Below are 26800 nucleotides of genomic sequence, written 5' to 3' on the forward strand. Positions count from 1 at the left end.
CCCGCGCCCCCCGACTCGGTTACTTTTATGATGGCTAACACAGAAAATGCTGCGGCAAAGACTTAATTATTAGGGGTATAACCTGCGTTCAATTTGATGATGGGTCTGAAGATTTCGAGAAGCAGAAATAAAAGGTAGGACCTCGGGTGAGCAAATTCGGCTGGCGAGGACGGTGGATGCCGGATGGAGGCTTGACGCAGATCAGGCTAAGGGTGCGGCAGGATCGGGGGGAGGGTGCGCATGCGGTTGGCGGTTCGGCTGGCGATCCTGGGGCTGGCCATGGCGCCCGTGGCGGCACTTTCCGACAATGCGCCGCGCGTCGTGCTGGCACAGGCCGGTGTCGAGGCGGGTGGGATCGCGCGCTACACCGTGCGCTTCAGCCAGCCGATGGTTCCGCTTGGCGATCCGCGTGCCCCGGCCCCGATGGACGTGACGTGCAGCGTGGGCGGCGCCGGCCGCTGGGTGGACCAGCAAAGCTGGGTCTATGATTTCGCGAACGTGCTGCCGGGCGGCACGACCTGCACCTTCAAGACGCGCGAGGGCCTGAAGAGCCTGGCGGGGTTTGCCGTAACCGGGGAGCAGAGCTTCACCGTGGATGCTGGCGGCCCGGTGGCGCGCGCAGTGCTGCCATCCGCTTATGGCACCCAGATCGAAGAGGATCAGGTGTTCCTGGTCGCGGCGAACCTGCCGCCGACGGCGCAGTCGGTTGCCGCCAACGCTTATTGCGCGGTCGACGGGATCGGCGAGCGGATCCCGGTGGAGGTGCTGGGGCGCGATACCGCGGGGAAGATCCTGACGGGCCTGGGCAAGGACCGGTGGGAAGTGCGCCAGTTCCTCGAAAACGGCGGGATGCCGGAAGACCTGCCGGAAGCCGCGGCCGATCGCGAGCGCGCGTTGGCGGGCGTGACGGCGCTTCGCTGCCGCCGCGCGCTGCCGCCCGGGCGCGACATGGCGCTGGTGTGGGGCGCGGACATTGCCTCTGCCGCTGGCAAGCGCGCGGGCGCGGACCAGAGGTTCGATTATACGGTGCGCAAGCCGTTCACGGCGCGCTTCGAATGCAGCCGCGTCAATCCGCAGGCGGGATGCAGCCCGGTCGAGAAGGCGCAGGTGCGCTTCACCGCACCCGTGCCGATGTCACAGGCGAAGGAAATCCGCATCGTCACGGCCGACGGCAAGGCGATCGCGCCGACGTTCAGCAAGGAAGACCAGCAGCAGGCGACCGTCACCGACGTGACGTTCGCGGCGCCGCTGCCCGCGGGCACCGATGCCAGGGTGACGCTGCCGCAGGGAGTGAAGGACGAAAGCGGCCGCGTGCTGGCCAATGCCGAGCGCTTCCCGCTGGACGTGAAGTTCGACCAGGCGCCGCCGCTCGTCAAATTCGCCGCGGTGTTCGGCGTGCTGGAAGCCAAGGAAGGCGGCGTGCTGCCGGTGACGGTGCGCAACGTCGAGTCGGAACTGCAGGGCCGCAACCTGGCGGTGGGCGGCGCGGCGATGCGCGTGGAGGGCGGGCCGAACGGCCTGGACGGTACCGTCGCCGAATGGCTGCGCACGGTGGACAAGGCCGGCGAAACCAACATCGAGACGATCACCGACGGTAATGGCGAAGTGATCCGGCGGATCAATCGCACCGGCGCGGAGCCCGTGCTGGAGGGCAAGGGCGAGAAGATCAGCGTCGCGCTACCCGCCAAGGGGCGTGACTTCGAAGTGGTCGGCATCCCGCTGGCCAAGCCCGGATTCTATGTCGTCGAGCTGGCGAGCCCGGTGCTGGGCGAGGCGCTGCTGGGGCGCAAGGCGACGCGGTATGTCGCGGCGACGGCGCTCGTCACCAACATGTCGGTTCACTTCAAATGGGGCCGCGAACGCAGCCTTGCCTGGGTGACGAGCCTCGACAGCGGCAAGCCGGTGGCCAATGCCACGATCGCGGTGACCGACAGCTGCACCGGCGCCTTGCTGGCGCGCGGCGTGACGGATCGGAGCGGCGGGCTGATGATCCCCGCCGGGCTGCCGCAGCCCGAAACCTATACCAGCTGCGAGAACAGCTCGACCTCGCATGCGCTGATGGTGTCGGCGCGCAAGGATGGCGATTACAGCTTCACGCTGAGCGACTGGGGCCAGGGCATCCGCCCGTACGATTTCGACCTGCCTTATGGCTATGAGGCGCGGCGCGAGATCCTCCACACCGTCTTCGACCGTGCGCTGGTGCGGCAGGGCGAGACGGTGCACATGAAGCATATCTCCCGCCAGCCGGTGGGCAGCGGCTTTGCCATCCCGCCGGGCTTCCGCGGCACGCTGCGCCTGTCGCATCGCGGATCGGACACGCAGTTCGAGCTGCCGCTCGCCATCGATGCCAATGGCATCGGCGAGACCGAGTGGACCGCGCCGGCCGGCGCGCCGATGGGCGATTACGACCTGCAGGTGGTGACCGGCGACCGCACGATCTACACCGAGCAGAGCTTCCGGGTCGACGAATACAAATTGCCGACGATGCGCGCGAGCGTGAGCGGGCCGAAGGGCGCGCTGGTGCGGCCCAAGACCGTGCCGCTGGACCTGTTCGTCGGCTATCTTTCCGGCGGCGGGGCATCGAACCTGCCGGTCGACGTGCGGGTCGCCTGGTCCGCGCGGACGAGCACGCCGGAAGGATATGAAGGCTATAGCTTCGGCGGCCGGCCGGTGCAGGAAGGCGTGCGGCCGCTGGACGGCGACGGCGAGGAGACGGGAACGGCCTTCCCGCCGACGCAGACTTTGCCCGCGACGCTGGGCGCGGACGGCACGCAGCGGATGACCGTCGAGGTGCCGGGCGGGCTGGACGGCAATGCCGACATGCGCGTCGAGATGGATTACCAGGATGCGAACGGCGAGACACTGACCGCGAGCCGGACGCTGCCCGTGTTCGCCTCCGCCGTGCAGCTTGGCGTGAAGACCGACGGCTGGCTGATGAAGCAGGACGACCTGCGCCTGCGCTTCGTGGCGCTGGATCCCGAGGGCAAGCCGATCAAGGGGCAGAAGATCAGCGTGGCGGTGTACAGCCGCCAGGTGCTGACCGCGCGGCGGCGGCTGATCGGCGGCTTCTATGCCTATGACAATCGCGTGCGGGTGGAGAAGCTGGGCGCGAGCTGCTCGGCGACGACCGACGCGCAGGGACTGGCGCAATGCAGCCTCGATCCGGGCGTGTCCGGCGAAGTGGAGGTGGTGGCCACCACCAGCGACGGTGACGGCAATGTCGCGCGGGCGACGCGATCGGTGTGGCTGGCGGGGGACGACGACTGGTGGTTCGGCGGGGACAATGGCGACCGCATGGACGTGGTGCCCGAGCAGACCGCCTATCAATCGGGCGAGACCGGCCGGTTCCAGGTGCGCATGCCGTTCCGCGAGGCGACCGCGCTCGTCACGGTGGAGCGCGAGGGCGTGCTGTCGAGCTTCACCACGCATCTGTCGGGCAAGGACCCGGTGGTCGAAGTGCCGCTGCAGGGGGCCTATGCGCCCGACGTCTATGTTTCCGTGATGGCCGTGCGGGGCCGGGCGACGCAGGGCTGGTGGGGGTGGCTGAAATCGCTGTTCGGCGGGCGCGAGGAAGCGCCAGCGGCGACCGCGCTGGTCGACCTGTCCAAGCCCGCCTATCGCCTGGGCATCGCCAAGGTGAAGGTGGGCTGGGAAGCGCATCGCCTGGGCGTGACCGTGAAGCCCGATCGCGAACGTTATGGCGCGCGCGATACGGCGCAGGTGGCCATCGCGGTGAAGCGGCCCGACGGCAAGCCGGCAGAGGCGGCGGACGTGGCTTTCGTGGCAGTCGACCAGGCATTGCTGCAGCTGGCGCCGAACGATTCCTGGGACGTGCTGACCGCGATGATGGGCGAGCGCCCGCTGTCGGTGCTGACCTCGACCGCGCAGACCCAGGTAGTGGGCAAGCGGCATTACGGGCGCAAGGCAGTGGAGGCCGGCGGCGGCGGGGGCGGCGACATGTCCGCGCTCAATCGCGAGAATTTCCAGCCGGTGCTGCTGTGGAAGGGCCGCGTCGCGCTGGACGGCGCGGGGCGTGCGACGGTGGCGGTGCCGCTGAGCGATGCCCTGTCGTCGTTCAAGCTGGTGGCGGTGGCGACCGACGGCGCGCAGCTTTTCGGCACGGGCATGGCGGACATTCGCACCGCGCAGGACCTGTCGATCTATGCCGGGATGCCGACATTGGTGCGCAGCGGCGATTATTATGCGGCCGGCTTCACGCTGCGTAACGGCTCCGACAAGCCGATGACGGTGACGGCGGAAGCGTCGCTGACGCCGAGGGTGGCGCAGGGGCGGCCGATCACGGTGACGATCCCGGCCGGCGGCGCGGCGCCGATCGCGTGGAACCTGACCGCGCCGAATGCGCAAGGCACGCTGCGCTGGCAGGTGAGCGCGCGCAGTGCCGACGGGCGGGCGGCGGACCGGATCACCGTGATGCAGGACGTGATCCCGCCGGTGCCGGTGGAAACCTGGGCCGCGACGATCGCGCGGATCGGCGAGGCGACCAACGTGCCGATCACCGCGCCGGCGGGCGCGCTGCCCGGCCTCGGCAGCGTCGACGTGGCGCTGAGCGATACGCTGGCGCCGCCAATGGCGGGGGTGCGCGACTATATGGCGGCCTATCCCTTCACCTGCTTCGAGCAGCGGCTGAGCCGGATCGTGACGCTGGGCGACATGCGCGGCTGGGCGGTGCTGGCGGGCGAGATGCCGACCTATCAGGCGCCCGATGGCCTGTTGCGCTATTTCCCAGGTGATACGCTGCAGGGATCGGAGGCGCTGACGGCCTATGTCCTCGCGATCACGTCCGAGGCGGGGCTGGCGATCCCCGACGCGGTGCGCACGCGCATGGTGGAGGGGCTGAAGGCGGTGCTCGACGGCCGGCTGCGCCGCGAGGAATATGGCGATCCGCGGCTGCAGCGGGTGGCGGCCTTTGCCGCGCTTGCCCGTGCCGGCGCGGCGGAGGCGGGGATGCTCGGGCAGCTGGGGATCGCACCGGGCGAGATGCCGACCGGGCTGCTCGCCGACTATATCGTCGCGGTGGATCGCACGCCGGGCCTTGCCAACGGCGCGGCGCTGAAGGCGCAGGCGGAAGAGGTGCTGCGCAGCCGGCTGGTCTATGAAGGAACGCGCATCGACCTGACCGATGCGGCCAACGCGCCGTGGTGGCTGATGTCGTCCGCCGATACCGAGGCGAACAAGGCGCTGATCGCGACGCTCGGCCGGCCGGGCTGGCAGGACGAAGGGCCACGGATGATGGTGGGCACCGCGATGCGCCAGCGCCGGGGGCACTGGGACACGACGACGGCCAACGCCTGGGGCGCGGTGGCGGTGCGCAAGTTCGCGGCACTCTATCCGGCGCAGGCGATCGCGGGGACGACGCGGGTGTCGCTGGCCGGGCAGACGGCGGCACGCAGCTGGCCGCTAGCCGCCGACGCGCGATTGGTGCGCCTGCCGCTGCCCGCGCGGCCGTCGCCGCTGGTGATGGCGCAGGAGGGTGGCGCGGGGCCGTGGGCGAGCGTGGCGGTGCGCGCCGCGGTGCCGCTGACCAAGCCGCTGGCCGCCGGCTATCGCCTGACGCGCAAGACGGAAGTGGTGCAGGCGCGCAATCCGGGCCGGCTGACGCGCGGCGACGTGGTGCGCGTGACGCTGACCGTCGACGCGTCGGCGGAGCGCAACTGGGTGGTGGTGAGCGACCCGGTGCCGCCGGGCGCGACGGTGATCGGCGGGCTGGGCGGGCAATCCGCGATGCTCGGCGAGGGAGGTGAGAGCGAGGGCGTGTCGCCGGCCTATATCGAACGCGGGCGCGAGGCCTGGCGCGGCTATTTCGCCTGGGTGCCGCAGGGGCGCTTCACCGTCAGCTACACGATGCGGCTGAACGGCGCGGGGCGGTTCCAGCTGCCGGCGTCGCGGGTGGAGGCGATGTATTCGCCCGACATCCGCGCGGCGGTGCCGGTGGGATCGGTGACCGTGGGGCTGAAGTGAGGACACGTGCCCGGAGAAGCTGAGCACGGGTTGGGCGGTACGCGGGCGGCTGAGGCGCCACTGACGCGCGGCGGTCGGGTGGCGATCGCGGCGATCCTGGCGATCGCGTCGCTCGTTGCCATCGCCGACTGGCTGACACGGCCGCCGCCGGTGCCGGGCTATGCGCAGGTGCGGGGGCGCTGGCAGCCGTCGGAGGCATGGCTGTACGACCGGAACGGGCGGCTGCTCGATTCATCGCGGGTCGATTTCGCGACACGGCGGCTGGCGTGGACACCGATCGACCGGATCGCGCTAGTGGTGCGCGAAACGATCATCGCCGCCGAGGACCGGCGCTTCGCGCACCATGACGGGATCGACTGGCTGGCGCTGGCCGGGGTGGCGCGCGATCGGGCGGAGGGCAAGCGCGGGCGCGGCGCGAGCACGATCACGATGCAGCTGGCGGGATTCCTGTCGCCGGCGCTGGCGCAGCCGGGCGCGCGCGGCTGGCGCGACAAGGTGCGCCAGATGCGCGCCGCCGCGGCGCTGGACGATCGCTGGAGCAAGGACCAGCAGCTCGAGGCGTATCTGAACCTCGCCGGCTTTCGCGGCGAAGCGCAGGGGATCGGCGCGGCGGCGCTCGGGCTGTTCGGCAAGACGCCGGAGAGCCTGTCACGCGACGATGCGCTGCTGCTGGCCGCCTTGCTGCCGAACCCGCAGGCGAGCGCCGACGCGGTGGCGCGGCGGGCATGCGCGCTGGCTGGCGGGCCGTGCGATCGCTTTCCCGCGCTGGCCGCGGCGATGCTGGGGCCCGCGCGCAGCCTGGCGCTGGACCCGGGGCTTGCGCCGCATCTTGCGGATCGGCTGCTGACCAAGCCCGGCCTGAAGGTGCGGACCACGCTGGACCTTGGCGTGCAGCGGATCGCGGCCACGGCGCTTCGCCGCCAGCTGCTGGGGCTGGGCGCGACGCGGGCGCGCGACGGGGCGGTGATCGTGCTGGACAATGCGAGCGGCGAGGTGCTGGCCTATGTCGGCGGGATCGGCGGCCATTCGACTGCGGCGTCGGTGGATGCGGCGGCGGCCTATCGTCAGGCGGGATCGACGCTGAAACCGTTCCTCTATGCCCAGGCGATCGAGCGGCGATACCTGACGGCAGCGTCGATCCTGGACGATTCCCCGGTGCAGCTGGACACGGCTTCGGGCCTTTACGTGCCGCAGAATTACGACCGCGCGTTCAAGGGACCGGTATCGGCGCGGGTGGCGCTGGCCGCGTCGCTGAACGTGCCGGCGGTGCGCACGCTGCTGCTGGTGGGGACCGACGCGTTCCGCGACAGGCTGTGGGACATGGGCTATCGCGGGCTGGTGGAGGACGGGAGCTATTATGGCTTCAGCCTGGCGCTGGGATCGGCGGAAGTGACATTGGGCGAACAGGCCAATGCCTATCGCGCGCTGGCGAACGGCGGGCGTTGGTCTCCGTTGCGGCTGACGCTGGATAGTCCGGCGGTGGCGGATCGGGCGGTGACGAGCCCGGAGGCGGCGTGGATCGTGGCCGACATGCTGGCCGACCCGGCGGCCCGATCGGGCACGTTCGGGATGGATTCGGCGTTGCGCCTGCCATTCTGGGCAGCGGTGAAGACCGGAACGTCAAAAGCGATGCGCGACAATTGGTGCGTCGGCTTTTCGCGCCGCTACACGGTGGCGGTATGGGTGGGGAACGTGGAGGGAGACTCCATGCGCGCCGTATCGGGGACGAGCGGGGCGGCGCCGGTCTGGCGTGACGTGATGATGGCGCTGGAACGGCGCGGGGCGCTGCCGGCGCCGCCGCGGCCCGGCCGAGTGGAGGCGAAGCGCGTGACCTTTGCCGCCGCACGCGAACTGCCGCGGACCGATTATTTCCTGACCGGCACCGGGCTGACGCGGGTGGCAGCGGCGCCGGCGAGCGCGCGCCGGCCGCGAATCTCCTCGCCGGTGATGGGCAGCGTCTATGCGCTGGATCCCGACATTCCGGCGGATCGCCAGCGGCTGGCGGTGGACGTGACCGGGGCCGCCGAAGCGCATCGGCTGCGGCTGGACGCACAGGATCTGGGCAGCGCCCAATCGGGGCCATTGCTGCGCACCGGGCCCGGTAAACATGAGCTCGCGTTAATTGATCCGGCGGGAAAAACCGTTGATCGCGTTACTTTCACGATCCGGTAGAACCAAAATAGGACAAGCGCGTTTGCCGGGATAGTCCCACCCCCTTTCGGGACTAGTGCCGGATCCCAAGCCAGGCACCGGCCGCGCTGCGGCGTTTCGTAGCGCGGCCGTACCTGTTTCTTTCGGACGGCTCAAGCATCCCACACAGCAAGAAAGCCGGGCGATCGCTCGCCCGGCTTTGCTTGTGGGATCCGCTTACCAGTAGAAGTTGCGGATGATGTCGAGCACGATGCCGCGGCGATAATCGACCAGCACGACGTCGTTATAGTGGCGCACCCAGCGCGAATTGGCGCGGACCGGGGGCAGGCGATAGCGCCACGGATCGTTGATCCAGTAACGCTGGCCATAATAGACCGGCGCGATACGGACGCCCGGCCGCCAGGCATTGTAGCGGAACGGCGCGCGCCAGTTGCCGCCGGCATAGAGCGCCCGGTTCTGATTGCGATAGACGCGCCAGTCGTCCCGGCCCCAGCGGCGATCGCGATCGCGCAGATCCTCACGATATTCACGGCGCGCATCACGCAGATCGCGGCGCTCCTCGCGAACATCGCGCCAGTCACCTCGGCGCTGCGCATCGCGCAGATCCCGCTGCTGTTCCCGAATCTCCTGCCGATCGCGGCGGAGCTCGCCATAAGACTGCGCACTTGCCATGCCCGGCAAAGCAACTGCGGCCATCAACGCTGGAATGATCAACTTACGCATGATCTGCACCTCCATCCCTTCGGCGCCGACGAAGTTTCGCCGCGCCATGGGAAGAAGAACTAGGCCGATTCTCCTGAACGGCCCGGGAATGTGTCAGTCAGCCAAGTGAAAGGATCATGTCGAAGGCGTTACGGATGCAAGCAACGCCTTCGCGAGGTTTATCAGCGGCCCGGGCCAGCCCCGGCACCGGCGGCGCCGACCGTGCCGATGTTACCGAACAGATCCTGGAAGAAGCCGCGCTTGCGGCCCAGCGTAGGCGTGGTCCGCTTCGCCGGATCGACCTTCGCCACCTGATCGGCGCCCCATTTGCGGATCGTGGCGACGTTGCCGGCATTGTCGAACGTGATCTGCACGGTCAGCGCCTCGCGCACCTTCGGCGTCTGGAACGAATAATTGCGGGTATCGCGCGAGACATAATACCAGTCGCCCTGGTTGAACTGACTGGCGAAGCTGGGCTGGCCGAGCGTGGCGAGCACCGACTGGCGCGTATCCACCCCGGGCTGAACCGAGTTCACCAGATCGGCATCGACGACATAGCCCTGGTGCGAGCGAAGCGGCGCGCAGGCCGATGCCGCGAGGGCGGCTGCGACAGCGAGCAGGAGGGGGAAACGCATGGCTACTCCGCAAAGAAAGCATAGGGCAAAAACACAGGGGCAACGGGCATCCCGTTGCGCCGACGGCCATTCCCCTCAATATGCCCGGCCGACAAACGACACAAGCGCGACAGGACGACACGATTTTGGCTCTTCTCGACCGGTTCCGGCGGCGTGACCGCAATGCGGCCGCCCCGCTGTATGGCGCCGTGGTGGCGCAGGCGCGCGAGGCGCATTGGTATCTCGACGGCGGCGTGCCCGATACGCTGGACGGTCGGTTCGACATGGTGGCGGCGGTGCTGTCGATGGTGCTGCTGCGGCTGGAGGTGGACGACGAGGGCGCCGGCCTGTCGATGGAAGTGACCGAGCAGTTCGTCGACGACATGGACGCGCAGGTGCGCCAGATCGGGTTCGGCGACATGGTGGTGGGCAAGCATGTCGGCCGCATGATGGGCATGCTGGGCGGCCGGCTGGGCGCCTATCGCGAGGGCGTGGCGGCGGGCGACCTGACGCCCGCGCTGGTGCGCAACCTGTGGCGTGGCGAGGCGCCGGCCCCGGCCCAATCAACTTATGTGAGCGAGCAGCTGCTGGCGTTCCGCCAGGCGCTGGACGCACGATCGCTGGACGAGCTGCGCGCGGGGCGGCTGGCATGACGCCGGAATTCTCCCGCCCGGTGCGGCTCGACACGATCGGCGAGGCGCCGCGTGTGATCAGCGTGGAGGCGGATGCGGCGGAGCGCGCCGCGCTGGCGACGCGATTCGGGCTGCCCGAGATTGCGCGGCTGGCGGGCGAGTTCACCGTGCGCCGCGATGCGGCCGGCATCCTGGTCGAGGGCCGGGTGACGGGGGCGGTGACACAGGCCTGCTCGATCACCGGCGATCCGCTGCCCGCCACGGTGGACGAGGCGATCACGCTCCGCTTCGTCGAGGAAGGCGAGGAAGGCGAGGAGATCGAGCTGGACGGCGATGCGATCGACGTGCTGCCGATCGAGGGCGGGGCGATCGACCTTGGCGAGGCGGCTGCGGAAACGCTGGCGTTGTCGCTCGATCCCTTCGCCCGCGCGCCCGGGGCGGAGGAGAAGCTGCGCGAGGCCGGGGTGATCCCGGACGACGAGGCGCGGCCGTATAGCGCGCTTGCCGCCGGGCTGGGAAAGCTGACGAAGAAGTAACGCGCGCTGCTCGGGGCGCGTCCCTCGACGGTGCTCGCGACGAGCGGGAGGCGCGGCCGCCACCCCGCGCGGGGTGGCGGATTGTAGGCCTAGCGCTTGGCGGCGCGGACGGCGCTGAGCGTGGTGCCGGCGGTGATCTGTTCCACGTCAGTCTTCAGGTGGAGCAGGCGGACGCCGGTTTCGGCCTGGGCACGGGCGAGGACCGGGGCGAAATCCTCCGTGCGCTCGATCGTTTCGGACCAGGCGCCATAGGCGCGGGCGAGCGCGGCGAAATCGGGATTGACGAGGCGCGTGGCGGAGGGCCGCTCGGGAAACTCGCGTTCCTGGTGCATGCGGATGGTGCCGTAGGCGCCGTTGTCGACGATGATCACCAGCATGTCGCAGCCGTGCTGGACCGCGGTGGCTAGTTCCTGCCCGTTCATCAGGAAATCGCCATCGCCGGCAAGCGCGACGACCGTGCGGCCGGGGCGGCGCAGCGCGGCGGCGACCGCGGCCGGGACGCCATAGCCCATCGCGCCGGCGGTGGGGGCAAGCTGCGTGCCCGGGCCGGCATAGGGCCAGTAGCGATGCCACCAGCCGGAGAAGTTGCCCGCGCCGTTGCAGATGATCGTATCCTTGGGCAGCGCGGCGCGCATCGCGGTGACGCAGGGGCCAAGATCCATGGTGACGCCGGGGCGGGCGGCGGGCGTGGACCAGACCTGATAGGCCTCGTGCGCCTCCAGATCGTGCGAGCGGGCGGGGCCGTCGACCAGCGCCAGCGCCTCGGCGAATTCGGCCATCGTGGCGCAGATCGCGAGATCGGTGCGGTATGTCATGCCGAGTTCGGTCGCGTCCGGGTGGACGTGGACGAGGCGCTGGCCGGGGTGCTCGGGATCGATCAGCGTATAGCCGTCGGTCGTCGCCTCGCCGAGCCGCGCGCCCAGCACGAGGAGCAGATCGGCGTCCTTGACACGCGCGACCAGTGCCGGGTTCGGGCCGTAGCCGAGGTTACCGGCATAGGCGGGGCAATCATTGGGCACCGCATCCTGGCGGCGGAAGGCGGCGACCAGCGGCACGCCGGCGCGATCGGCCCAGGCGGCGATGTCCTCCCCCGCCGGCGCATCCCAGCCCGCGCCGCCGATGATCGCCACCGGCCGCTCCGCAGTGGCGAGGAGATCGGCGAGCTGATCCATCGCATCGGGATCGGGCGCCTGGCCGACGCGCTCCACGCGCGGGCGATCGATCGCGACCACTTCGTCGAGCAGCATGTCCTCCGGCAGCGCGAGCACCACCGGGCCGGGGCGGCCGTTCATCGCCACGGCATAGGCGCGGGCGACATATTCCGGGATGCGGCGCGCATCGTCGATCCGCGCGGCCCATTTGGCGAGCGGCGCGAACATGGCGGCGAAATCCACCTCCTGAAACGCCTCGCGATCGCGCGTGCCGCGATCGACGTCGCCGATGAAGAGGATCATCGGCTGCGAATCCTGGCGGGCGACATGCACGCCGATCGAGGCGTTCGTCGCGCCCGGGCCACGCGTGACGAAGGCGATCCCGGGGCGATGCGTGAGCGTGCCGTCCGCGCAGGCCATGAAGGCGACGCCGCCTTCCTGCCGGCACGTCACCACCTCGATCGACGGCGTGTCGACGAGGGCGTCGAGCACCGCGAGGAAGCTTTCTCCCGGCACGGTGAAGATGCGGTCGCACCCTTGCGCGACGAGCTGGTCGACGAGGATGCGGCCGCCGGTGCGGCGCGAAGGTTCGGCGTGGTTCATGCCGGCAGCGTAGCGGGCCGCGCGCCGCGGCAAAAGCGTGACGTTGCGCCGCCCGGAGCGATCAGGCGGCGAGTTCCTTCAGTGGCACCGATGCGTCGGCGAGGCGATCGGCGGCGATCTGGGCGCGCTGTTCGACGAGCTTGCGGCCCTGGACGTAATCCTTGATCGCATTGACGCAGTCGAGCGCGATGACGCGGCCCTGCTTCAGGTAGATGAGCGAGAAGCTGCGGGTCGCAGGATCGCCGCGCAGGACGGTTTCGTCATGGCCGGTGGAGAGGCCGACCGTCTGGAGCTTCAGATCATATTGGTTCGACCAGAACCACGGCACCGCATTGTAGCTGGCTTCCTGGCCGGTGATCGACTTGGCCACTACGTTCGCCTGATCATTGGCGTTCTGCACCGATTCGAGCCGGATCTCGGCGCCGTCGGCGAAGCCGTTGGCGTGAAGCGCGCAATCGCCGATCGCGAACACGCCGGCGAGGCTGGTGCGGCATTGCGCGTCGACCGCGACGCCGTTGCCGCCAGCAGCACCGGCGGTGAGGAGCGGGGCGACGGCGGGGACGATGCCGATGCCGACGATCACCATCTGCGCCGGCACCACTTCGCCATCAGCAAGGCGCACGCCGGTGGCGCGGGTGCCATCGCCGAGGATGCAATCGACCGCGACGCCGAGCCGGACGTCGACGCCGTGGGCGCGATGCTCGCCCTCGTAGAAGCGGCTGAGCGGCTCTCCGGCGACGCGGGCGAGGACCCGGTCGAGCGCTTCGAGCAGGACGACCTTCTTGCCGAACTTGGCGAGGACTGCCGCGGCCTCGAGGCCGATATAGCCGCCGCCGATGACGACTGCCTGATCGACGCCGGCAAGCTCGCCCATCATGCGATCGGCGTCGGCGCGGGTGCGCACGGTGTGGACGCCGGCAAGATCGTTGCCGGCGCAGGTGAGGCGCCGCGGGCTGCCGCCGGTGGCCCAGACGAGATGCTCGTAGCCGAACGATCCGCCGGCTGCGGTGGTGACGGTGCGGGCGGCGGGATCGACGCTGGTGACTTCATGCCCGAGCAGCATCTCGACACCCCGTTCCTGCCAGAAGGCCTCGGGACGGATCAGGATGCGATCGAACGTCTTGTCGCCGGCGAGATATTCCTTGGAGAGCGGCGGGCGTTCGTAGGGCAGATCGGGCTCGGCACCGATCACGCCGATCGTGCCGTCGAACTTAGCCTGACGCAGCGCGATCGCGGCCTGGGCACCGGCATGGCCGGCGCCGACGATCAACACATCGAAACTGCGCATCGCGCTCCCCTCAGTCCTCTTTACGCGCTTCCCTGCAAGCCAACGGGCGCGAGGGCAAGCCTGAAGGGGCGTGCAATAGTGCTTGACAGCGTCACGCTGTTTGTGTACAAAACAGGAACATTGGAGAAGTGCAAGCGGCGGCTGAAGGCTTGCTTCTTCAATGAGCCGACGGGCCGGTGAGCGCGGGGGATGGGCCCCCGATGCTCCCGGCCCGTCGGCGTTTGGGGCACAGCGAAGCGGCGGATGGCGTGCGGGCGGTGGCCGGGTGCCTGCTGCGCGCGGCCGGCAGCAAGACAGGGGAGGGCGCGATGGGCGAAGCGTCGGACGGGCGGGCGTCGAAGGATCGGGCTTCGGGAGGGCGGGTTTCCAGCGGAAGGACGCCGCGGCGCAGGAGCGGTGGTGGCGCATCCCGGATACCGCGGGCGCCGAACGGCACGGGGCGCCGCGTCAGGGAACGGCAAGTGAAGTTCGTCAGCATGCTGGCGGAGACGTGCAGCGTGACGGCGGCAGCGCAGGCGGCAGGCGTGGCGGTGGCGATCTGCTATCGCTGGCGCGACGAGAATGCGGCGTTTGCCGGAGCTTGGGACGCGGCGATCGCGATCACCTACGACCGGCTTGAGGCGGGCCTGCTGCAGCATGCGCTGGCGACGGTGAAGCGGGCGGTGGGGGACGACGGAGCGGCGGGCCGCGGGGTTTCGGCGGCAGACCTGCAGTTTGCGGTCGGCCTGCTCGGGCGGCACCGCGGGGGTGACGAGCCGAAGAAGATCGCGGTGCGGGCCAAGCCGCTGCCGACCCGGGCGGAGACGGACGCGGTGTTGCAGCGAGCGCTCGACGGGCTGGCCCGCCGGGCGAAGGCGCATTGAGCCGCGACCTGTTGATGGAACTGGCGCTCAAGCCGCCGCGCGAGCGCCAGTTCGTGTTCGACCAGCTCAGCACGCCGCACAAGATTGAGCTTGCCGGGCGCTGGTACAAGTTCGCTCATAAGGGGCAGTTCTGGCCGGGTGACTCCTGGCGGGTGTGGCTGATCCGCGCCGGGCGTGGCTTCGGCAAGACGCGGGCGGGCGCGGAATGGGTGAGCCAGAAGGTGCGCGACATTCCGGGTGTGCGGATCGCACTGGTCGGCGCGACCTTCGAGGAGGCGCGTCGCGTGATGGTGGAGGGGCCAAGCGGGCTGCTGGCGGTGGCGCGGCTGAACGAGCATCCCGAGTGGAAGCCGACGCGCGGCGAGGTGCGCTGGCCGGATGGCGCCTGCGCGACCGTCTACTCGGCGGATTCGCCCGAAGGACTGCGCGGGCCGGAGCATCACATCGCCTGGTGCGACGAGCTGGCCAAGTGGCGGCGCGGCGACGCGGCGTGGGACAATCTGATGATGACGATGCGGCTTGGCGACCAGCCCAAGGTGGTGGTGACGACGACGCCGCGGCCCAATGCGCTGATGAAGCGGGTGAGGAACGGGCCGGACGTGGAGGAGACGGTTGGCCGCACGGTCGACAATCTGCACCTGCCGCTGAGCTTCCTCGACGCGATGCAGGCGAATTACGGCGGCACCGCGCTGGGCCGGCAGGAGCTGGACGGAGACTTGATCCAGGATGTCGCCGGCGCCTTGTGGACGCGGGCGGTGATCGAGGCTGCGCGTGTGGCCAGCATGCCGGCGGTGCGGCGCATCGTCGTCGGTGTCGATCCGCCGGCGGGCGTCGGCGGCGACGCGTGCGGGATCGTCGCGGTGGCGCTGGGCGAGGATGATCGCGGCTATGTGATCGAGGATGCCAGCATCGTCGGGGCAACGCCCGAAGTCTGGGCGGCGGCGGTGGCGGCCTGCGTCGCGCGGCACGGCGCCGACCATGTGGTGGCCGAGGCGAACCAGGGCGGCGCGATGGTGCAATCGGTGTTGCTGGCGGCGGAAGATACGCTGCCGGTGAGCCTAGTGCATGCGAGCCGCGGCAAGGTGGCGCGCGCGGAACCCGTGGCGACGCTCTATCGCCGGGGACGGGTGAGCCATGTCGGCGCGTTCCCCGGGCTGGAGGACGAGCTTTGCGGTCTGGTGACGGGCGGCGGCTATGAAGGGCCGGGGCGATCCCCCGACCGCGCCGACGCTTTGGTCTGGGCGCTGACCGAGCTGATGCTGGGGCGCCGCGGGAAGGCTTCGGTGCGAACGGTGTAGCGTGGCTTGCCGGTTCGGGCGCCGCGCAATCGGGAGAGACAGATGAAATGGTTCGGCTGGAAGGCCGGGCGCGAGGGATCGCGCCCGGCCTTGTCGCGTGGGGGACAGGCGCTGGCGGGCGGGGACTGGCCGCAAGGCTATGATGCGCAGGTGCGTGCCGGCTATCTCGGCAATGCGGTGGCGCAGCGGGCGGTGCGGCTGGTGGCGGAGGCGGTGGGATCCGCGCCGCTCGACGCGAGCGATCCTGAACTGCTGGCGCTGGTGACGCAGAAGACGGGCGGGCGGCGGCTGGGCGAGGTGGTGGCGGCGCAGGTTCTGCTGCACGGCAATGCCTTCATCCAGATGCTGCGCGATGCCGACGGGGCGGTCGCGGAGCTGTTCCCGCTGCGCCCCGAACGGATGTCGATGGCGCTCGATGCGGCCGGGTGGCCCGCGCTGTATCGCTACACGGTTGCCGGGCGGGTGAGCGAGATTGCGCCCGATGCGGTCATCCATGTGCGCGGGTTCCACCCGCTGGACGATCATTATGGGCTGGGCTGCCTTGGCGCGGCATCGGCGGCGATCGCGGTGCACAATGCCGCGGCGCGCTGGAACAAGGCGCTGCTCGACAATGCGGCGCGCCCGTCCGGCGCCCTCGTTTATGATCCGGGCGATGGCTCCGCGCTGTCGGCAGAGCAGTTCCGGCGGCTGCGTGAGGAGATGGACGCGGGCTTCGCGGGCGCGGGCAATGCCGGGCGGCCGATGCTGCTGGAAGGCGGGTTGAAGTGGCAGGCGCTGAGCCTGTCGCCAGCGGACATGGACTTCGTCGGGCTGAAATCCGCCGCCGCGCGGGAGATCGCGCTGGCCTTCGGCGTGCCGCCGATGCTGCTCGGCCTGCCGGGCGACGCGACCTACGCCAATTATCGCGAGGCCAACCGCGCGCTGTGGCGGCTGACGGTGCTGCCGCTGGCGGATGCGGTGTTCGGGGCGATTGCCGCCGGGCTGGGCGAGCAGTTCGCCGAGGCGCGGATCGAGATCGATCCCGATCGCGTGCCGGCACTGGTGGAGGATCGCGAGCGGCTGTGGGCGATGGTGTCCGCCGCCGATTTCATTTCCGCCGACGAGAAACGGCAGATGGTGGGGTGGGCGCAATGACAAGGTCTGGCGGAAGCGGGAATATCCTGGCGCAGCTGATCGCGCAGGGCGCGGCGGCCGGCGCCGACATGGCGACGCTGCGCGCGATCATCGAGGAAGCGGGGGAGCTTGGCGCGACCCGCGCGCTGCGGCGGCTGGGGCTGGCCGACGATGCCGCGACCCGCGACCTGGCCGAATTGCGTGAGCTGCTGACCGCGTGGCGCGACGCGAAGCGGACGGCGTGGAAGGCGTTTGCCGGCTGGATCGCCGCGCTCGTGCTGGCGGTGCTGGCGGTGAAGCTGGGGTTCGGGGAGTGGGTGAGTTGAGCCTCAGGTTTCAGGGCTTTGCCGCGGTGTTCGACCGGGTGGACCGCGCAGGCGACGTGTTCCGCCGCGGCGTGTTTGCCGACGCGGGGCCGGTACCCTTGTTGATGCAGCATCGCGGCAGCCCTGTTGGCGAGATCTGGGCGATCGGCGAGGATGCGCGCGGGCTGTGGATCGAGGGCGCGGTGATCGAGCCCCGGGTGGCGCGGCTGGTGCGCTGCGGGGCGCTGCGCGGCCTTTCCGTCGGCTATCGCGCGCTGGCGACACAGCAGGGCGCGTGGCGCGAAGTGCTGCGTGCGCGGCTGATCGAGGTGAGCCTGGTGGCGGTGCCGATGCAGGCGGCGGCGCGCGTCGAGGCAGTTTTCGAGATCTGAAGTCGGGTGCCCGTGGCGGGCGCCCCTCCACCGTCTGGCTCTGCCGGATGGTCCCCCTCCCCGAGCGAGCTCGGGGAGGATTTTCTTGTTGGGAGAAGAGCATGAGCGAATTGGTGGTGGCACGGCCGGTGCTCGAGGGTGCGGCGGCAGTGGGCGATGCGGCGTTCGCCGGCTTCGTGCGCAGCGGCGCGGTGATGGAGATGAAGGCCTTTTCCGGGCTGAGCGGGGATGCGGGCGGCTATACGTTGCCCAGGGAGATCGATGCGACGATCGACGCGACGCTGAAGGCGGCATCGCCGATCCGCGGCATCGCCAATGTCGTGAAGGTGGGCAGCGCCGGCTATCGCAAGCTGGTGACGACGGGCGGCACACCATCGGGCTGGGCGGCCGAGAACGGCGCACGCACTGAGACGGCGACGCCGAGCTTCGTCGAGATCGCGCCGCCGATGGGCGAGCTCTATGCCAATCCTTCCGCGACGCAGGCGATGCTGGACGACGCCAATTTCGATGTCGAGGAGTGGCTGGCCGGTGAGATCGCCGCGGAGTTCGCCAAGGCGGAAGGGGCGGCGTTCGTCAACGGCAACGGGACGAACCGGCCCAAGGGCTTCCTGCAGCAGCCGACCGCGGCGATCGGCGATGCGACCCGCCCCTTCGGGACGCTGCAGCACGTGCTGGCCGGCGCGGCGGGCGATTTCGGGAGCAATCCGCAGGAGCGGCTGATCGACCTGGTCCAGGCGCTGCGCGCGCCATACCGTCAGGGCGCGAGCTTCGTGATGAACGCGGCGACGCTGGCGCGCATCCGCAAGTTCAAGACCAGTGACGGCGCGTTCGTGTGGCAGCCGAGCCTGTCGGCCGGGCAGCCGGCGACGCTGCTCGGCTATCCGGTGGTGGAGGCCGAGGACATGCCGGACATGGCCGCCAACACGCTGTCGATTGCCTTCGGCAATTTCCGTGCGGGCTATCTGATCGCCGAGCGGCAGGAGACGGTGATCCTGCGCGATCCTTACTCCAACAAGCCGTTCGTGAACTTCTACGCCACCAAGCGCGTCGGCGGCTGCGTTTCGAACAGCGAGGCGATCAAGGTGATGAAGTTCGCCGCGGCGTGATGCCGGTGCCCCTCCCGCCGATCGGCGGGAGGGGATTGTTCTGGATCGTCCGGGGAGACGTTCATGACGGTTTCGGAGGTGCCGTCCGCCGCGATTGCCGCGGCGGTGGGGGAGGCGCGCGTGCTGCTTCGGCTGGAGGGCACGGGCGAGCAGGCGCTGCTGGAGCGGCTGGCGGCGAGCGCGATCGCGCTGGCGGAGGCGTTCACCGGCACGCTGCTGATAGCGCGAGGGCTGGCCGAGGTGCTGCCGGCGGCGGCGGGGAACTGGCAGCTGCTGTCGGCAGTGCCGGTGCGGGCGATCAGCAATGTGGCCGGCCTGCCGGCGGACGGCGCTGCGTTCGCACTGCCGGCAGGGGGCTTTGCCGTCGACGTGGATGGTGAGGCGCGCGGATGGGTGCGCGTGATTGCGTCAGGTGCGGCGGGGCGGGTGACGGTGAGCTATTCGGCGGGGCTGGCGGATGACTGGGCCGGGGTGCCGGCGCCGATCGCGCAAGGCGTTGGCTTGCTCATCGCGCACCTCTTCAACGATCGCGAGGCGGGGCAAGCACCGCCGGCGGCGGTCGCGGCGCTGTGGCGGCCCTATCGCCGCATGCGGCTGACGGCGGAGGCCCGGGCTTGAGCGCCGCGGTGCCGCTTCAGGCGGCGATGGTGGCGGCGCTGAAGGAGATCGTCACCGCTTACGATGCGCCGCCGGTGCGAGCGGCGCTGCCGTACGGGCTGGTCGAGGATCCGGTGCTGGCGCGCTGGGGCGGGGCGGGGATCGACGGGCGCGAGGGGCGGGTGCGGATCGTGCTGCACGATGCCGGCGAGCGGCCGGTGCGGCTGCGCATGCTGATGGCGGCAGCGGAAGGCGCGGTGGCGGCGCTGTCCGGCGCGATCGGCGAGGGATGGCGCGTCGTCGCGCTGCGGCTGGTGCGCGGACGCATCGCGCGGGCGGGCGGCGGCGAGCGCTGGACCGCGACGAGCGAGTTCGCGGTGAAACTCTATCGGGAGGAATAGGCATGGCGGTGGAGAAGGGTTCGGCGTTCCTGCTGAAGGTGGGCGATGGCAGCGCGACGCCGGCATTCGCGACGGTGGCGGGCATGCGCACGACGCAGCTGAGCATCAACGGCGAGGCGGTGGTGGTGACTCACAAGGGATCGGGCGGCTGGCGCGAGCTGCTGTCGGGCGCGGGCGCGCGCAGCGTCAGCGTGTCGGCGGCGGGGGTGTTCACCGGATCGGCGGCGGAGACGCGGGTGAAGACCAATGCGCTTGCCGGTACGATCGACGATTATCGGCTGAGTTTCGAAAGCGGCGAGACGCTGACCGGCCGGTTCCTAGTGACGCGGCTGGACTATGCCGGGGATTTCAACGGCGAGCGCAGCTACACCGTGAACCTCGAAAGCTCCGGCGCGGTGGTGGCCGCATGAGCGCGGCGAACCTAGCCCGCGGCGAGGCGAACCTGCGGGTGGCCGGGGAGCTGCTGGTGCTGCGGCCGAGCTTTGCCGCGCTGGTGGCGGCGGAGGAGGAGCTTGGGCCGCTGTTCGCGCTGGTGGAGCGGGCCGCCGAGGGGCGGATGGCGCTCAGCGAGCTGGTGGCGCTGTTCTGGCACTGCCTGCGTGATCGACCGCCGGCGCTGACCCGCGATTCGCTGGGCGAGGCAGTGGCGGCGCAGGGGCTGACCGCGGCGATGCCGGCGCTGAGGCTGCTGCTGGGCCAGATCCTGGCAGGACGGTGACGTTCGCGGAAAACGCGGCGCGGCTGGCGGGCTGCGCAGGCGTGGCGTTCGGCTGGTCGCCGGACCTGTTCTGGCAGGCGACGCCGGCGGAGTTGAGCGCGCTGGTGCGGGCGCTGGGCGGCGAGGAGCAGTCCGCCCCGCCCGATCGCGCGATGATCGCGCGGCTGAAGGGGACATTTCCCGATGGATGAGGATTTCGACCGCATGCTGGTGAGCGTGCGGGCCGACACAGCCGGCTTCGCGCGCGATGTCGCCGAGATGCGCGCCGCGCTGGAGGGGCCGCTGTCGACCGGAGCAGACCGCGCCGGGCGGGCGATCGAGACGACGCTCTCGCGCGCGGTGCGGACTGGCAAGCTGGGATTCGAGGACCTGAAGCGCGCGGCGCTTTCGGTGCTGGACCAAATTGCGGCGGGCGCGCTGCGGACCGGGATCGAAAGCGTGCTCGGCGGCGGGGCGCAGCCGGCGGGGGCCGGGCTGCTGTCCGCGTTGATCGGGGCGATCGGCGCACCGGGGCGGGCGACCGGCGGGCCGGTATCGCCGGGGCGGCCGTTCTGGGTGGGGGAGCGGGGGCCGGAGCTGTTCGTGCCCACGGCGGCCGGATCGGTGATGCCAAACGGTGGCAGCGGGACCCCACGCGACGTGCGGGTGAACATCACCGTCAACGCCGCGAGCGAGGCAGCGCCGGCTGCGCTGGCCCGATCGAGCCGGCAGGTAGCGCGGGCCGTGCGGGCAGCGCTTGCAGGAGCGGATGACTGATGGGCCATTGTCTCGTCGCCGCGCGCGGCGCGCACCATGAAGCAGGCGTCATCACGCGCTTCGACCCGCGGTTCTGGACGGTGAATTTCCCGCGGCCGATGATGGCGGCGGTGACGACGAGCGCGCCGGACGCAATGCGCGTCGACTGCGTCTTCTATCGTAAGAATGATCTCGCCGGGCTGATCTGGGCGGCCGAGGACCGCCACGATCACCCGCTGTTGGCGTATGAGACAGCGCGCGATTTCCGCCGCTGCCGCCTGTCGTTCCGCTGGCAATCGTCAGGCGTGCGGCCGCTGGACGCCACGCACGGCCCGGTGCTGACGATCGAGGGGCGCGACGCCGCGGGCGTGGCGCGATCCTGGTACGTGCGGCTGTGGAATTATGCCCAAGGCACGCCCGAGGATGCCCAGGTGTCGATCGACTTCGCGAACGTCGTGGGCGGTTTCCAGCTGCCGGCGGAAGCAGATCCGGTGTGGGCTGGGGACGTCGATCGCATGTTCCTGTCGTTGGTCGCGCCCGATTATGACGAAAGCGATCGCCCGCTGGCGGCGCCGGCTGAGGGCTGGGCGGAGCTTAGCGCGATCCGGTGTGACGGACCGGGATCAGTGCTGGCGATCGGCGAGGCGGTGCTGCCGGAACATGGCCTGGCGATCGCCAATGGCTATGACGACACGTATCACCTGACGCCGGCGCGTGTGCTGCGGACCATGCTTCACCTCGGGTACCGCGGGGCGATCGTCCATTATGTGGGCATGAGCCATTATTTCCGGCTCGACGGCGACCTCAAGGTCACCGGCACGCTCAATGCGCCTTGTGTCGCCTGGCACCGTGGCTTTGCCGAAGGCGCGACGCAGCTTGGCTATGACGTGATCTGGTCCCTCTCGTACGAATTGTTCGACGCGCATTGCCCGGAAGCGTGGAAGCAGCGCGATGCGGAAGGCGCGCCGGCGTTGACCGGGTGGGAGCCGCCTTCGACCCTGCTGTCGCCGGCCAATGCGACGGCGATGGCCTATCTGCAGGCGATCGCACTGGCGTTCGTCGGGATCGGCGCGGCGGCCGGGCTGGCGGCGAAGTTCCAGGTGGGGGAACCCTGGTGGTGGGTGAAGGCGGACGGGCGCCCCTGCCTGTACGATGCGGCCGCCGTGGTGGCCTTCGCGCCAGTGCCGATCCCGAGCGTCAACGGCCCGCAATCTGCGGCGCAGCGCGCGACGCTCGATACGGCAGGTGCGATGCTCGCCGGATCGACGGCGGCGCTGTGCCAGGCGGTGCGGGGGGTGCACCCGGCGTGCGAGACGTTGCTGCTTACCTATCTGCCCACCGTGCTGGACGCCAAAGCGCCGGAAGCGAAGCGGATGAACATGCCGCTCGGTTGGGCGAGCCCGGCCTTCGACGTGCTGCAGCTGGAAGATTACGACTGGGTGGTGGCGGGCGATACCGCCTCCACCGCGGCGGGCGTCGCGCTGGCGAGTGCGCGGCTTGGCTATCCACCCGAGCGACAGGATTATTTCTCGGGCTTCGTGCTGCGGCCGGAGGACAGGGGACAGTGGCCGGCGATCGATGCGGCGGCGGATGCGGCGCGCCGGCGCGGGGTGCGGCGGGCGCATGTATGGGCGCTGCCGCAGGTGATGCGCGACGGCTTCGTTCACTGGGACGAGCGGCAAGGGGAGGATGAGGTGGAAGCATTCGACGACGTGCTGTTCCCGTTGGAGCTGGGCCGCGAGGCGGAAGTGAGCCCCGGCTTTTCCACCGCGATCGTGACGAGTGCCGGCGGGCGGGAGAGCCGCAACGCGAGCTGGGCGGCGGCAAGGACGCGCTATGATGCCGGGCCGGGCGTGCGCAGCGAGGCGGATATCGCGACGTTGCTGGGCTTCTTTCGCGCGCGGATGGGGCCGGCGCGCGCCTTTCGGCTGCGTGACCCGTTCGATTCGATCGGGGAGGACGAGGTGATCGGCCGAGGCGACGCCGTGACGCGGCGCTTCCCACTGGTAAAACACTACGGAGGCGCGGAGCGGCGGATCACGCGGCCGGTGGCGGGCAGCGTGGCGGTGACGGTGGATGGCGCGGCGGAGCACGGCTTCAGCGTGGAAGCGGGCGGCATGATCGTCCTCGACGTGGCGCCGGCTGCTGGCGCGGTGATCGCGGCGTCCTACATCTTCGACGTGGCGGTGCGGTTTGCCGAGGATCAGCTGATCGTCGCACGCGCGACCTTCCTGGCCGGGTCGGCGCCGTCGGTGCCGCTGGTCGAGGTGCGCGAGGCATGAGCGATCGGCTTTCGACCATCGCGATGCTGTGGTTGCTGTCGCGTCGCGATGGCGTGACGATCGGGCTGACCGATCACGACCGCGACCTGATCGTGGAGGGGCAGCTGTATCGTGCAGCGCCCGGCATGACGCCGTCGGCGATCGAGCGCGGCGACGGGCTGGACGGGGCCGCGATGGAGGCGCGCGGGGCGCTGACAGCGGGTGCGGTGACCGAGCGGGATCTGGCGATCGGACGTTGGGACGGCGCGCGGGTGAGCGTTGCCGCGGTAGATTGGGCGATCCCTGGCGCGCCAGTGTCGCTGGGCGAAGGTACGATCGGCGCGATCGAGATCGACGAGACCGGCTTCACGGCCGAGCTGCGCGGCGTTGCGGCTCGGCTGGACCGCCCGGCGACGGAAGTGACGAGCGCGGCTTGTCGCGCAATGCTGGGCGACCACCGCTGCCGCGTGCCAATGGCGGGGCGGCGGCGCTTCGCGCGGGTGGTGGCAGCCACGGGCGGGCTGCTGACGCTGGACCGGGTGGAGCCGAGCGCGGACGCTTATGGCGGTGGCCGGTTGCGCTGGTTCGGTGGCGAGGCATGCGGGCTGGAGAGTGCGATCGCGCAGTCGGAAGGGGCGACGGTGTTGCTGCGCACGCCGCCGCCGGTCGCCGTCACGCCGGGAATGCTGGTCGAGGTGCAGGAAGGCTGCGACAAGATCCTGGCGACCTGTAGCGGGCGGTTCGACAATGCCGCGAACTTCCGCGGCGAGCCGTATCTGCCCGGCATGGACCTGCTGACGCGTTATCCGGGCGCGTGACACGCGGAGAACGCGTCGCGGCGGCGGCGCGGGGGCTCGTAGGGGTACCGTTTCGGCTCCACGGGCGTGATCCGGCGACGGGGCTCGATTGCGTCGGCGTGGTGGCGCTGGCGCTGCGCGCGAGCGGCCATAAGGGCGCGGTACCGGAAGGATACCCACTGCGCAGCGGCGATGTCGCGCGGTTCCGAAATTGTTTTGATGGGCTGGTGCCAAGCGCGGGCATCGGGGCGGGGGATGTGCTGCTGTGCCGCAGCGGACCCGGGCAGGTGCATCTCGCAATCCATGTCGGGAACGGGTTCGTCCACGCCGATGCCGGCCTTCGCCGCGTCGCCGAGCGCCCGGGGGTGCCGCCGTGGCCGATGCTGGGCGCCTGGCGCATCGCCGGCAATGAACAGGAGGCAGGTTGATGGCGACGCTGGTGTTGACGGCCGTCGGCGGACTGGTCGGCGGACCGCTGGGGGCGGCGCTTGGCGCCACGCTCGGCCGGGCGGTGGACGGCGCGGTGCTGTTCAAGCCACGCGGGCGGCAGGGGCCGCGCCTTGCCGATCTGGCGGTGCAGACGTCGAGCTATGGCCGATCGATCCCGAGGATCTACGGCCGGATGCGCGTGGCGGGACAGGTGATCTGGTCAACCGACCTCATCGAGCATCGCGGCGAGCGGGGCGGGGGCAAGGGGCAGCCGAGCGTCACGAGCTACAGCTATTCGGTGTCCTTCGCGGTCGCCATATCGAGCCGTCGAGTGCGGCGTATCGGGCGGATCTGGGCGGACGGGAACCTGCTGCGCGGCGCGGCGGACGACTGGAAGGTGAAGACCGGCTTCCGGCTGCATGACGGCGACGAGGCGCAGGAGGCCGATCCGCTGATCGCGAGCGCGGAAGGGATCGGCCGGGCACCGGCGCATCGCGGCCTTGCCTATGTGGTGTTCGAGGATCTGCCGCTGGAGGCGTTCGGCAATCGCATCCCGTCGCTGACCTTCGAGGTGGTGGCGGACGAAGAGGATGTGCCCGTCGGCAGGATCGCGCAGGATCTTGGCGGTGGGACGATCGTGACGGCTGAAGCCGCGATGCCGCTGGCGGGGTTTGCCGCCGACGGGGATTCCGTCCGCGACGTGGTCGAGGCGCTGGCCGCTATGTCCGGCGCGTGGTTCGGCCCGGTGGCGGGCGGTGTGACGATGCGCGCGGGCGACAGCCCGGATCGGGTGATCACCGACGAGGGCCCGATGCGGCGGATCGCGGCGGCGGATCAGGCGCCGGCGACGGTATGCGTCGCGCATTATGATCCAGAACGTGACTGGCAGATCGGGGTGCAAAGCGCGGCGCGGCCGGAGCGCTCTGGCAGTGTTCAGCAGGTGGAGATCGCTGCCGCATTGCCCGCCCCGGCGGCAAGGGGGGCGGCCGAACGGATGCTGGCGCGCGTCGAGAGCGAGCGGCGCACGCGCCGGGTGACCGGTGACCTGACGATGATCGAAGTTCTGCCCGGCGAGGTGGTGACAATCGCGGGTGAGGGCGGCGGCCGCTGGCGGCTTCGCGGAACAACGCTGGAGCGGCATCAGGTGGCGCTTGACCTTGTCGCGCTGGCGCCGGCGGCGTTGCCGGCCCTGGCAGCGAGCCCCGGGCGGGTGCTGCGGGCACGGGACAACCCGCTCGGCGCCACGATCCTACACGCTGCGGAACTGCCGCCGATGGGCGAGTTCGTGCCCGGCGCGCCGAGCGTGACGATCGTGGCGGCCGGAACCGGGGCGGGGTGGCGGCGCGCGGCGCTTCAATACAGTGTCGATGATGGCGCGTCGTGGAGCCCGGCTGGCGGCACGGCGGCGGCGGGGATCGTCGGCAGCTTGATCGCAGCGGTTCCCGCAGGGCCGGCCACCATCGTGGATCGCGTGGCGGTGATCCGGGTGAAGCTGGCGCACGGCGCGATGATGCTGGGTGATGCCGATGCCGCGGCGCTCGACCGGGGAGCTAACCTGGCGCTGGTGGGCGAGGAACTGGTGCAGTTCGGCCGGGCGCGGATGATCGAGGGCGGCGCGTGGGGACTCAGCGACTTGTGGCGCGGGCGGCGGGGGACAGTGCCCGCGCCGATCGCAGTGGACGCGCGCTTCGTGTTGATCGAGCAGGCCGCGGCGAGGCGGCTCGCGGTTGACGCTGCACCGGGCGGGCGTGTGCTTCTCTACGCAAGCGGGGCGGGCGACATGGTTCCCGCATCTGCCGAAGTCGTGCTGAGCGGTGCGTCGATTCTGCCGCCGGCACCCGTCCGGCTTCACGCCGCGGCTGTGGCCGAGGGAACCATGTTGCAATGGCGGCGGCGCAGTCGGACGGACTGGCGGTGGCGCGACGGCGTGGATGCGGCGCTGGGCGAGGAAGCGGAGGCGTATCTCGTCACGGTGACGGAGGCCGGTGGCGAAACGGCGACGTTCGAAACATCGACACCGTCATTGCTCCTCGACGCGCAATACGTGAGCGCGGGCTCCAGGGTTTCTGTCCGCCAGCGCGGCACCCACGGCGTCTCCGCCGCGGCCGAGATCATTCTCTAAGAAGGAC

At 70.5% G+C, this 26800-nt stretch carries 24 protein-coding genes; 20 read left to right on the forward strand and 4 right to left on the reverse strand.

Annotation, left to right across the window (positions count from 1 at the left end):
* The first annotated feature begins 240 nt into the window (after nt 1–240).
* Both ACH0CP_RS06190 and pbpC read left to right on the forward strand, forming a co-directional pair.
* The gene (locus ACH0CP_RS06190) at nt 241–5979 is read left to right on the forward strand and encodes an alpha-2-macroglobulin (RefSeq protein ID WP_294443243.1); all 5739 of its coding nucleotides are present in this window, start codon (nt 241–243) and stop codon (nt 5977–5979) included.
* Between the two features lie 78 nt (nt 5980–6057).
* Nucleotides 6058–8151: a penicillin-binding protein 1C gene (gene pbpC / locus ACH0CP_RS06195; protein ID WP_294443261.1), complete on the forward strand. Its 2094-nt coding sequence runs from the start codon at nt 6058–6060 to the stop codon at nt 8149–8151.
* Nucleotides 8152–8346: 195 nt separating this feature from the next.
* Here pbpC and ACH0CP_RS06200 read toward each other — a convergent pair whose 3' ends face one another.
* Both ACH0CP_RS06200 and ACH0CP_RS06205 read right to left on the reverse strand, forming a co-directional pair.
* Nucleotides 8347–8853, reverse strand: a complete 507-nt coding sequence (locus tag ACH0CP_RS06200) for an RcnB family protein (protein ID WP_294443242.1) — start codon at nt 8851–8853, stop codon at nt 8347–8349.
* A 161-nt stretch (nt 8854–9014) separates the two neighbouring features.
* Entirely contained in the window at nt 9015–9467 is a 453-nt protein-coding gene (locus tag ACH0CP_RS06205) for an outer membrane protein assembly factor BamE (protein ID WP_294443241.1), read from the reverse strand.
* Between the two features lie 125 nt (nt 9468–9592).
* On the opposite strand from ACH0CP_RS06205, the gene ACH0CP_RS06210 reads away from it, so the two are divergent.
* Both ACH0CP_RS06210 and ACH0CP_RS06215 read left to right on the forward strand, forming a co-directional pair.
* Entirely contained in the window at nt 9593–10099 is a 507-nt protein-coding gene (locus tag ACH0CP_RS06210) for a ubiquinol-cytochrome C chaperone family protein (protein WP_294443240.1), read from the forward strand.
* Nucleotides 10096–10614 carry a DUF177 domain-containing protein gene (locus ACH0CP_RS06215; RefSeq protein ID WP_294443239.1) on the forward strand — a complete coding sequence of 173 codons (519 nt, stop codon included), beginning with the start codon at nt 10096–10098 and terminating at the stop codon, nt 10612–10614. The genes ACH0CP_RS06210 and ACH0CP_RS06215 overlap by 4 nt, the downstream gene beginning before the upstream one ends.
* An 89-nt stretch (nt 10615–10703) precedes the next feature.
* Here the strand turns inward: ACH0CP_RS06215 and ACH0CP_RS06220 are convergent, their stop codons facing one another.
* Together ACH0CP_RS06220 and ACH0CP_RS06225 are read right to left on the reverse strand one after the other, a co-directional pair.
* Nucleotides 10704–12368, reverse strand: a complete 1665-nt coding sequence (locus ACH0CP_RS06220) for a thiamine pyrophosphate-binding protein (protein ID WP_294443238.1) — start codon at nt 12366–12368, stop codon at nt 10704–10706.
* 61 nt (nt 12369–12429) lie between these two features.
* Complete coding sequence (locus tag ACH0CP_RS06225; protein WP_294443236.1) at nt 12430–13656, reverse strand: NAD(P)/FAD-dependent oxidoreductase; 1227 nt, start codon at nt 13654–13656, stop codon at nt 12430–12432.
* 461 nt (nt 13657–14117) lie between these two features.
* On the opposite strand from ACH0CP_RS06225, the gene ACH0CP_RS06230 reads away from it, so the two are divergent.
* From ACH0CP_RS06230 to ACH0CP_RS06305, 16 genes are all read left to right on the forward strand, one after another.
* Nucleotides 14118–14519, forward strand: a complete 402-nt coding sequence (locus tag ACH0CP_RS06230) for a hypothetical protein (RefSeq protein WP_294443235.1) — start codon at nt 14118–14120, stop codon at nt 14517–14519.
* Between the two features lie 14 nt (nt 14520–14533).
* Nucleotides 14534–15817, forward strand: coding sequence for a DNA-packaging protein (locus ACH0CP_RS06235; RefSeq protein ID WP_406875545.1), 1284 nt, complete (start codon nt 14534–14536; stop codon nt 15815–15817).
* A 42-nt stretch (nt 15818–15859) separates the two neighbouring features.
* A complete protein-coding gene (locus ACH0CP_RS06240; protein ID WP_294443233.1) occupies nt 15860–16951 on the forward strand; it encodes a phage portal protein in 1092 nt (363 codons plus the stop codon).
* Nucleotides 16948–17256 carry a DUF6127 family protein gene (locus ACH0CP_RS06245; protein ID WP_294443232.1) on the forward strand — a complete coding sequence of 103 codons (309 nt, stop codon included), beginning with the start codon at nt 16948–16950 and terminating at the stop codon, nt 17254–17256. The genes ACH0CP_RS06240 and ACH0CP_RS06245 overlap by 4 nt, the downstream gene beginning before the upstream one ends.
* Nucleotides 17244–17627: an HK97 family phage prohead protease gene (locus ACH0CP_RS06250; RefSeq protein ID WP_365928106.1), complete on the forward strand. Its 384-nt coding sequence runs from the start codon at nt 17244–17246 to the stop codon at nt 17625–17627. Before ACH0CP_RS06245 ends, ACH0CP_RS06250 begins: the two co-directional genes overlap by 13 nt.
* A gap of 101 nt (nt 17628–17728) precedes the next feature.
* Complete coding sequence (locus ACH0CP_RS06255; protein ID WP_294443230.1) at nt 17729–18733, forward strand: phage major capsid protein; 1005 nt, start codon at nt 17729–17731, stop codon at nt 18731–18733.
* Nucleotides 18734–18796: 63 nt separating this feature from the next.
* Nucleotides 18797–19351, forward strand: a complete 555-nt coding sequence (locus ACH0CP_RS06260; RefSeq protein WP_294443229.1) for a hypothetical protein — start codon at nt 18797–18799, stop codon at nt 19349–19351.
* Nucleotides 19348–19731 carry a DUF3168 domain-containing protein gene (locus ACH0CP_RS06265; protein ID WP_294443228.1) on the forward strand — a complete coding sequence of 128 codons (384 nt, stop codon included), beginning with the start codon at nt 19348–19350 and terminating at the stop codon, nt 19729–19731. The genes ACH0CP_RS06260 and ACH0CP_RS06265 overlap by 4 nt, the downstream gene beginning before the upstream one ends.
* A gap of 2 nt (nt 19732–19733) precedes the next feature.
* Entirely contained in the window at nt 19734–20141 is a 408-nt protein-coding gene (locus ACH0CP_RS06270; protein WP_294443227.1) for a phage major tail protein, TP901-1 family, read from the forward strand.
* Nucleotides 20138–20449 carry a gene transfer agent family protein gene (locus tag ACH0CP_RS06275; protein ID WP_294443224.1) on the forward strand — a complete coding sequence of 104 codons (312 nt, stop codon included), beginning with the start codon at nt 20138–20140 and terminating at the stop codon, nt 20447–20449. The genes ACH0CP_RS06270 and ACH0CP_RS06275 overlap by 4 nt, the downstream gene beginning before the upstream one ends.
* On the forward strand, nt 20446–20640 hold the full coding sequence (locus ACH0CP_RS06280; protein ID WP_294443223.1) for a phage tail assembly chaperone: 195 nt from the start codon (nt 20446–20448) through the stop codon (nt 20638–20640). Before ACH0CP_RS06275 ends, ACH0CP_RS06280 begins: the two co-directional genes overlap by 4 nt.
* A complete protein-coding gene (locus ACH0CP_RS06285; protein WP_294443221.1) occupies nt 20633–21205 on the forward strand; it encodes a tail tape measure protein in 573 nt (190 codons plus the stop codon). Before ACH0CP_RS06280 ends, ACH0CP_RS06285 begins: the two co-directional genes overlap by 8 nt.
* Nucleotides 21205–23466, forward strand: a complete 2262-nt coding sequence (locus tag ACH0CP_RS06290) for a DUF2460 domain-containing protein (protein WP_294443220.1) — start codon at nt 21205–21207, stop codon at nt 23464–23466. The genes ACH0CP_RS06285 and ACH0CP_RS06290 overlap by 1 nt, the downstream gene beginning before the upstream one ends.
* On the forward strand, nt 23463–24263 hold the full coding sequence (locus ACH0CP_RS06295; protein WP_294443218.1) for a DUF2163 domain-containing protein: 801 nt from the start codon (nt 23463–23465) through the stop codon (nt 24261–24263). Before ACH0CP_RS06290 ends, ACH0CP_RS06295 begins: the two co-directional genes overlap by 4 nt.
* Complete coding sequence (locus tag ACH0CP_RS06300; RefSeq protein ID WP_294443216.1) at nt 24260–24670, forward strand: peptidoglycan endopeptidase; 411 nt, start codon at nt 24260–24262, stop codon at nt 24668–24670. Before ACH0CP_RS06295 ends, ACH0CP_RS06300 begins: the two co-directional genes overlap by 4 nt.
* A complete protein-coding gene (locus tag ACH0CP_RS06305; RefSeq protein ID WP_406888453.1) occupies nt 24670–26793 on the forward strand; it encodes a phage tail protein in 2124 nt (707 codons plus the stop codon). The genes ACH0CP_RS06300 and ACH0CP_RS06305 overlap by 1 nt, the downstream gene beginning before the upstream one ends.
* Nucleotides 26794–26800: the final 7 nt, after the last annotated feature.

The sequence above is a fragment of the Sphingomonas sp. 179-I 2A4 NHS genome, from assembly GCF_045369135.1.
In the GTDB taxonomy this organism is placed as follows: domain Bacteria; phylum Pseudomonadota; class Alphaproteobacteria; order Sphingomonadales; family Sphingomonadaceae; genus Sphingomonas.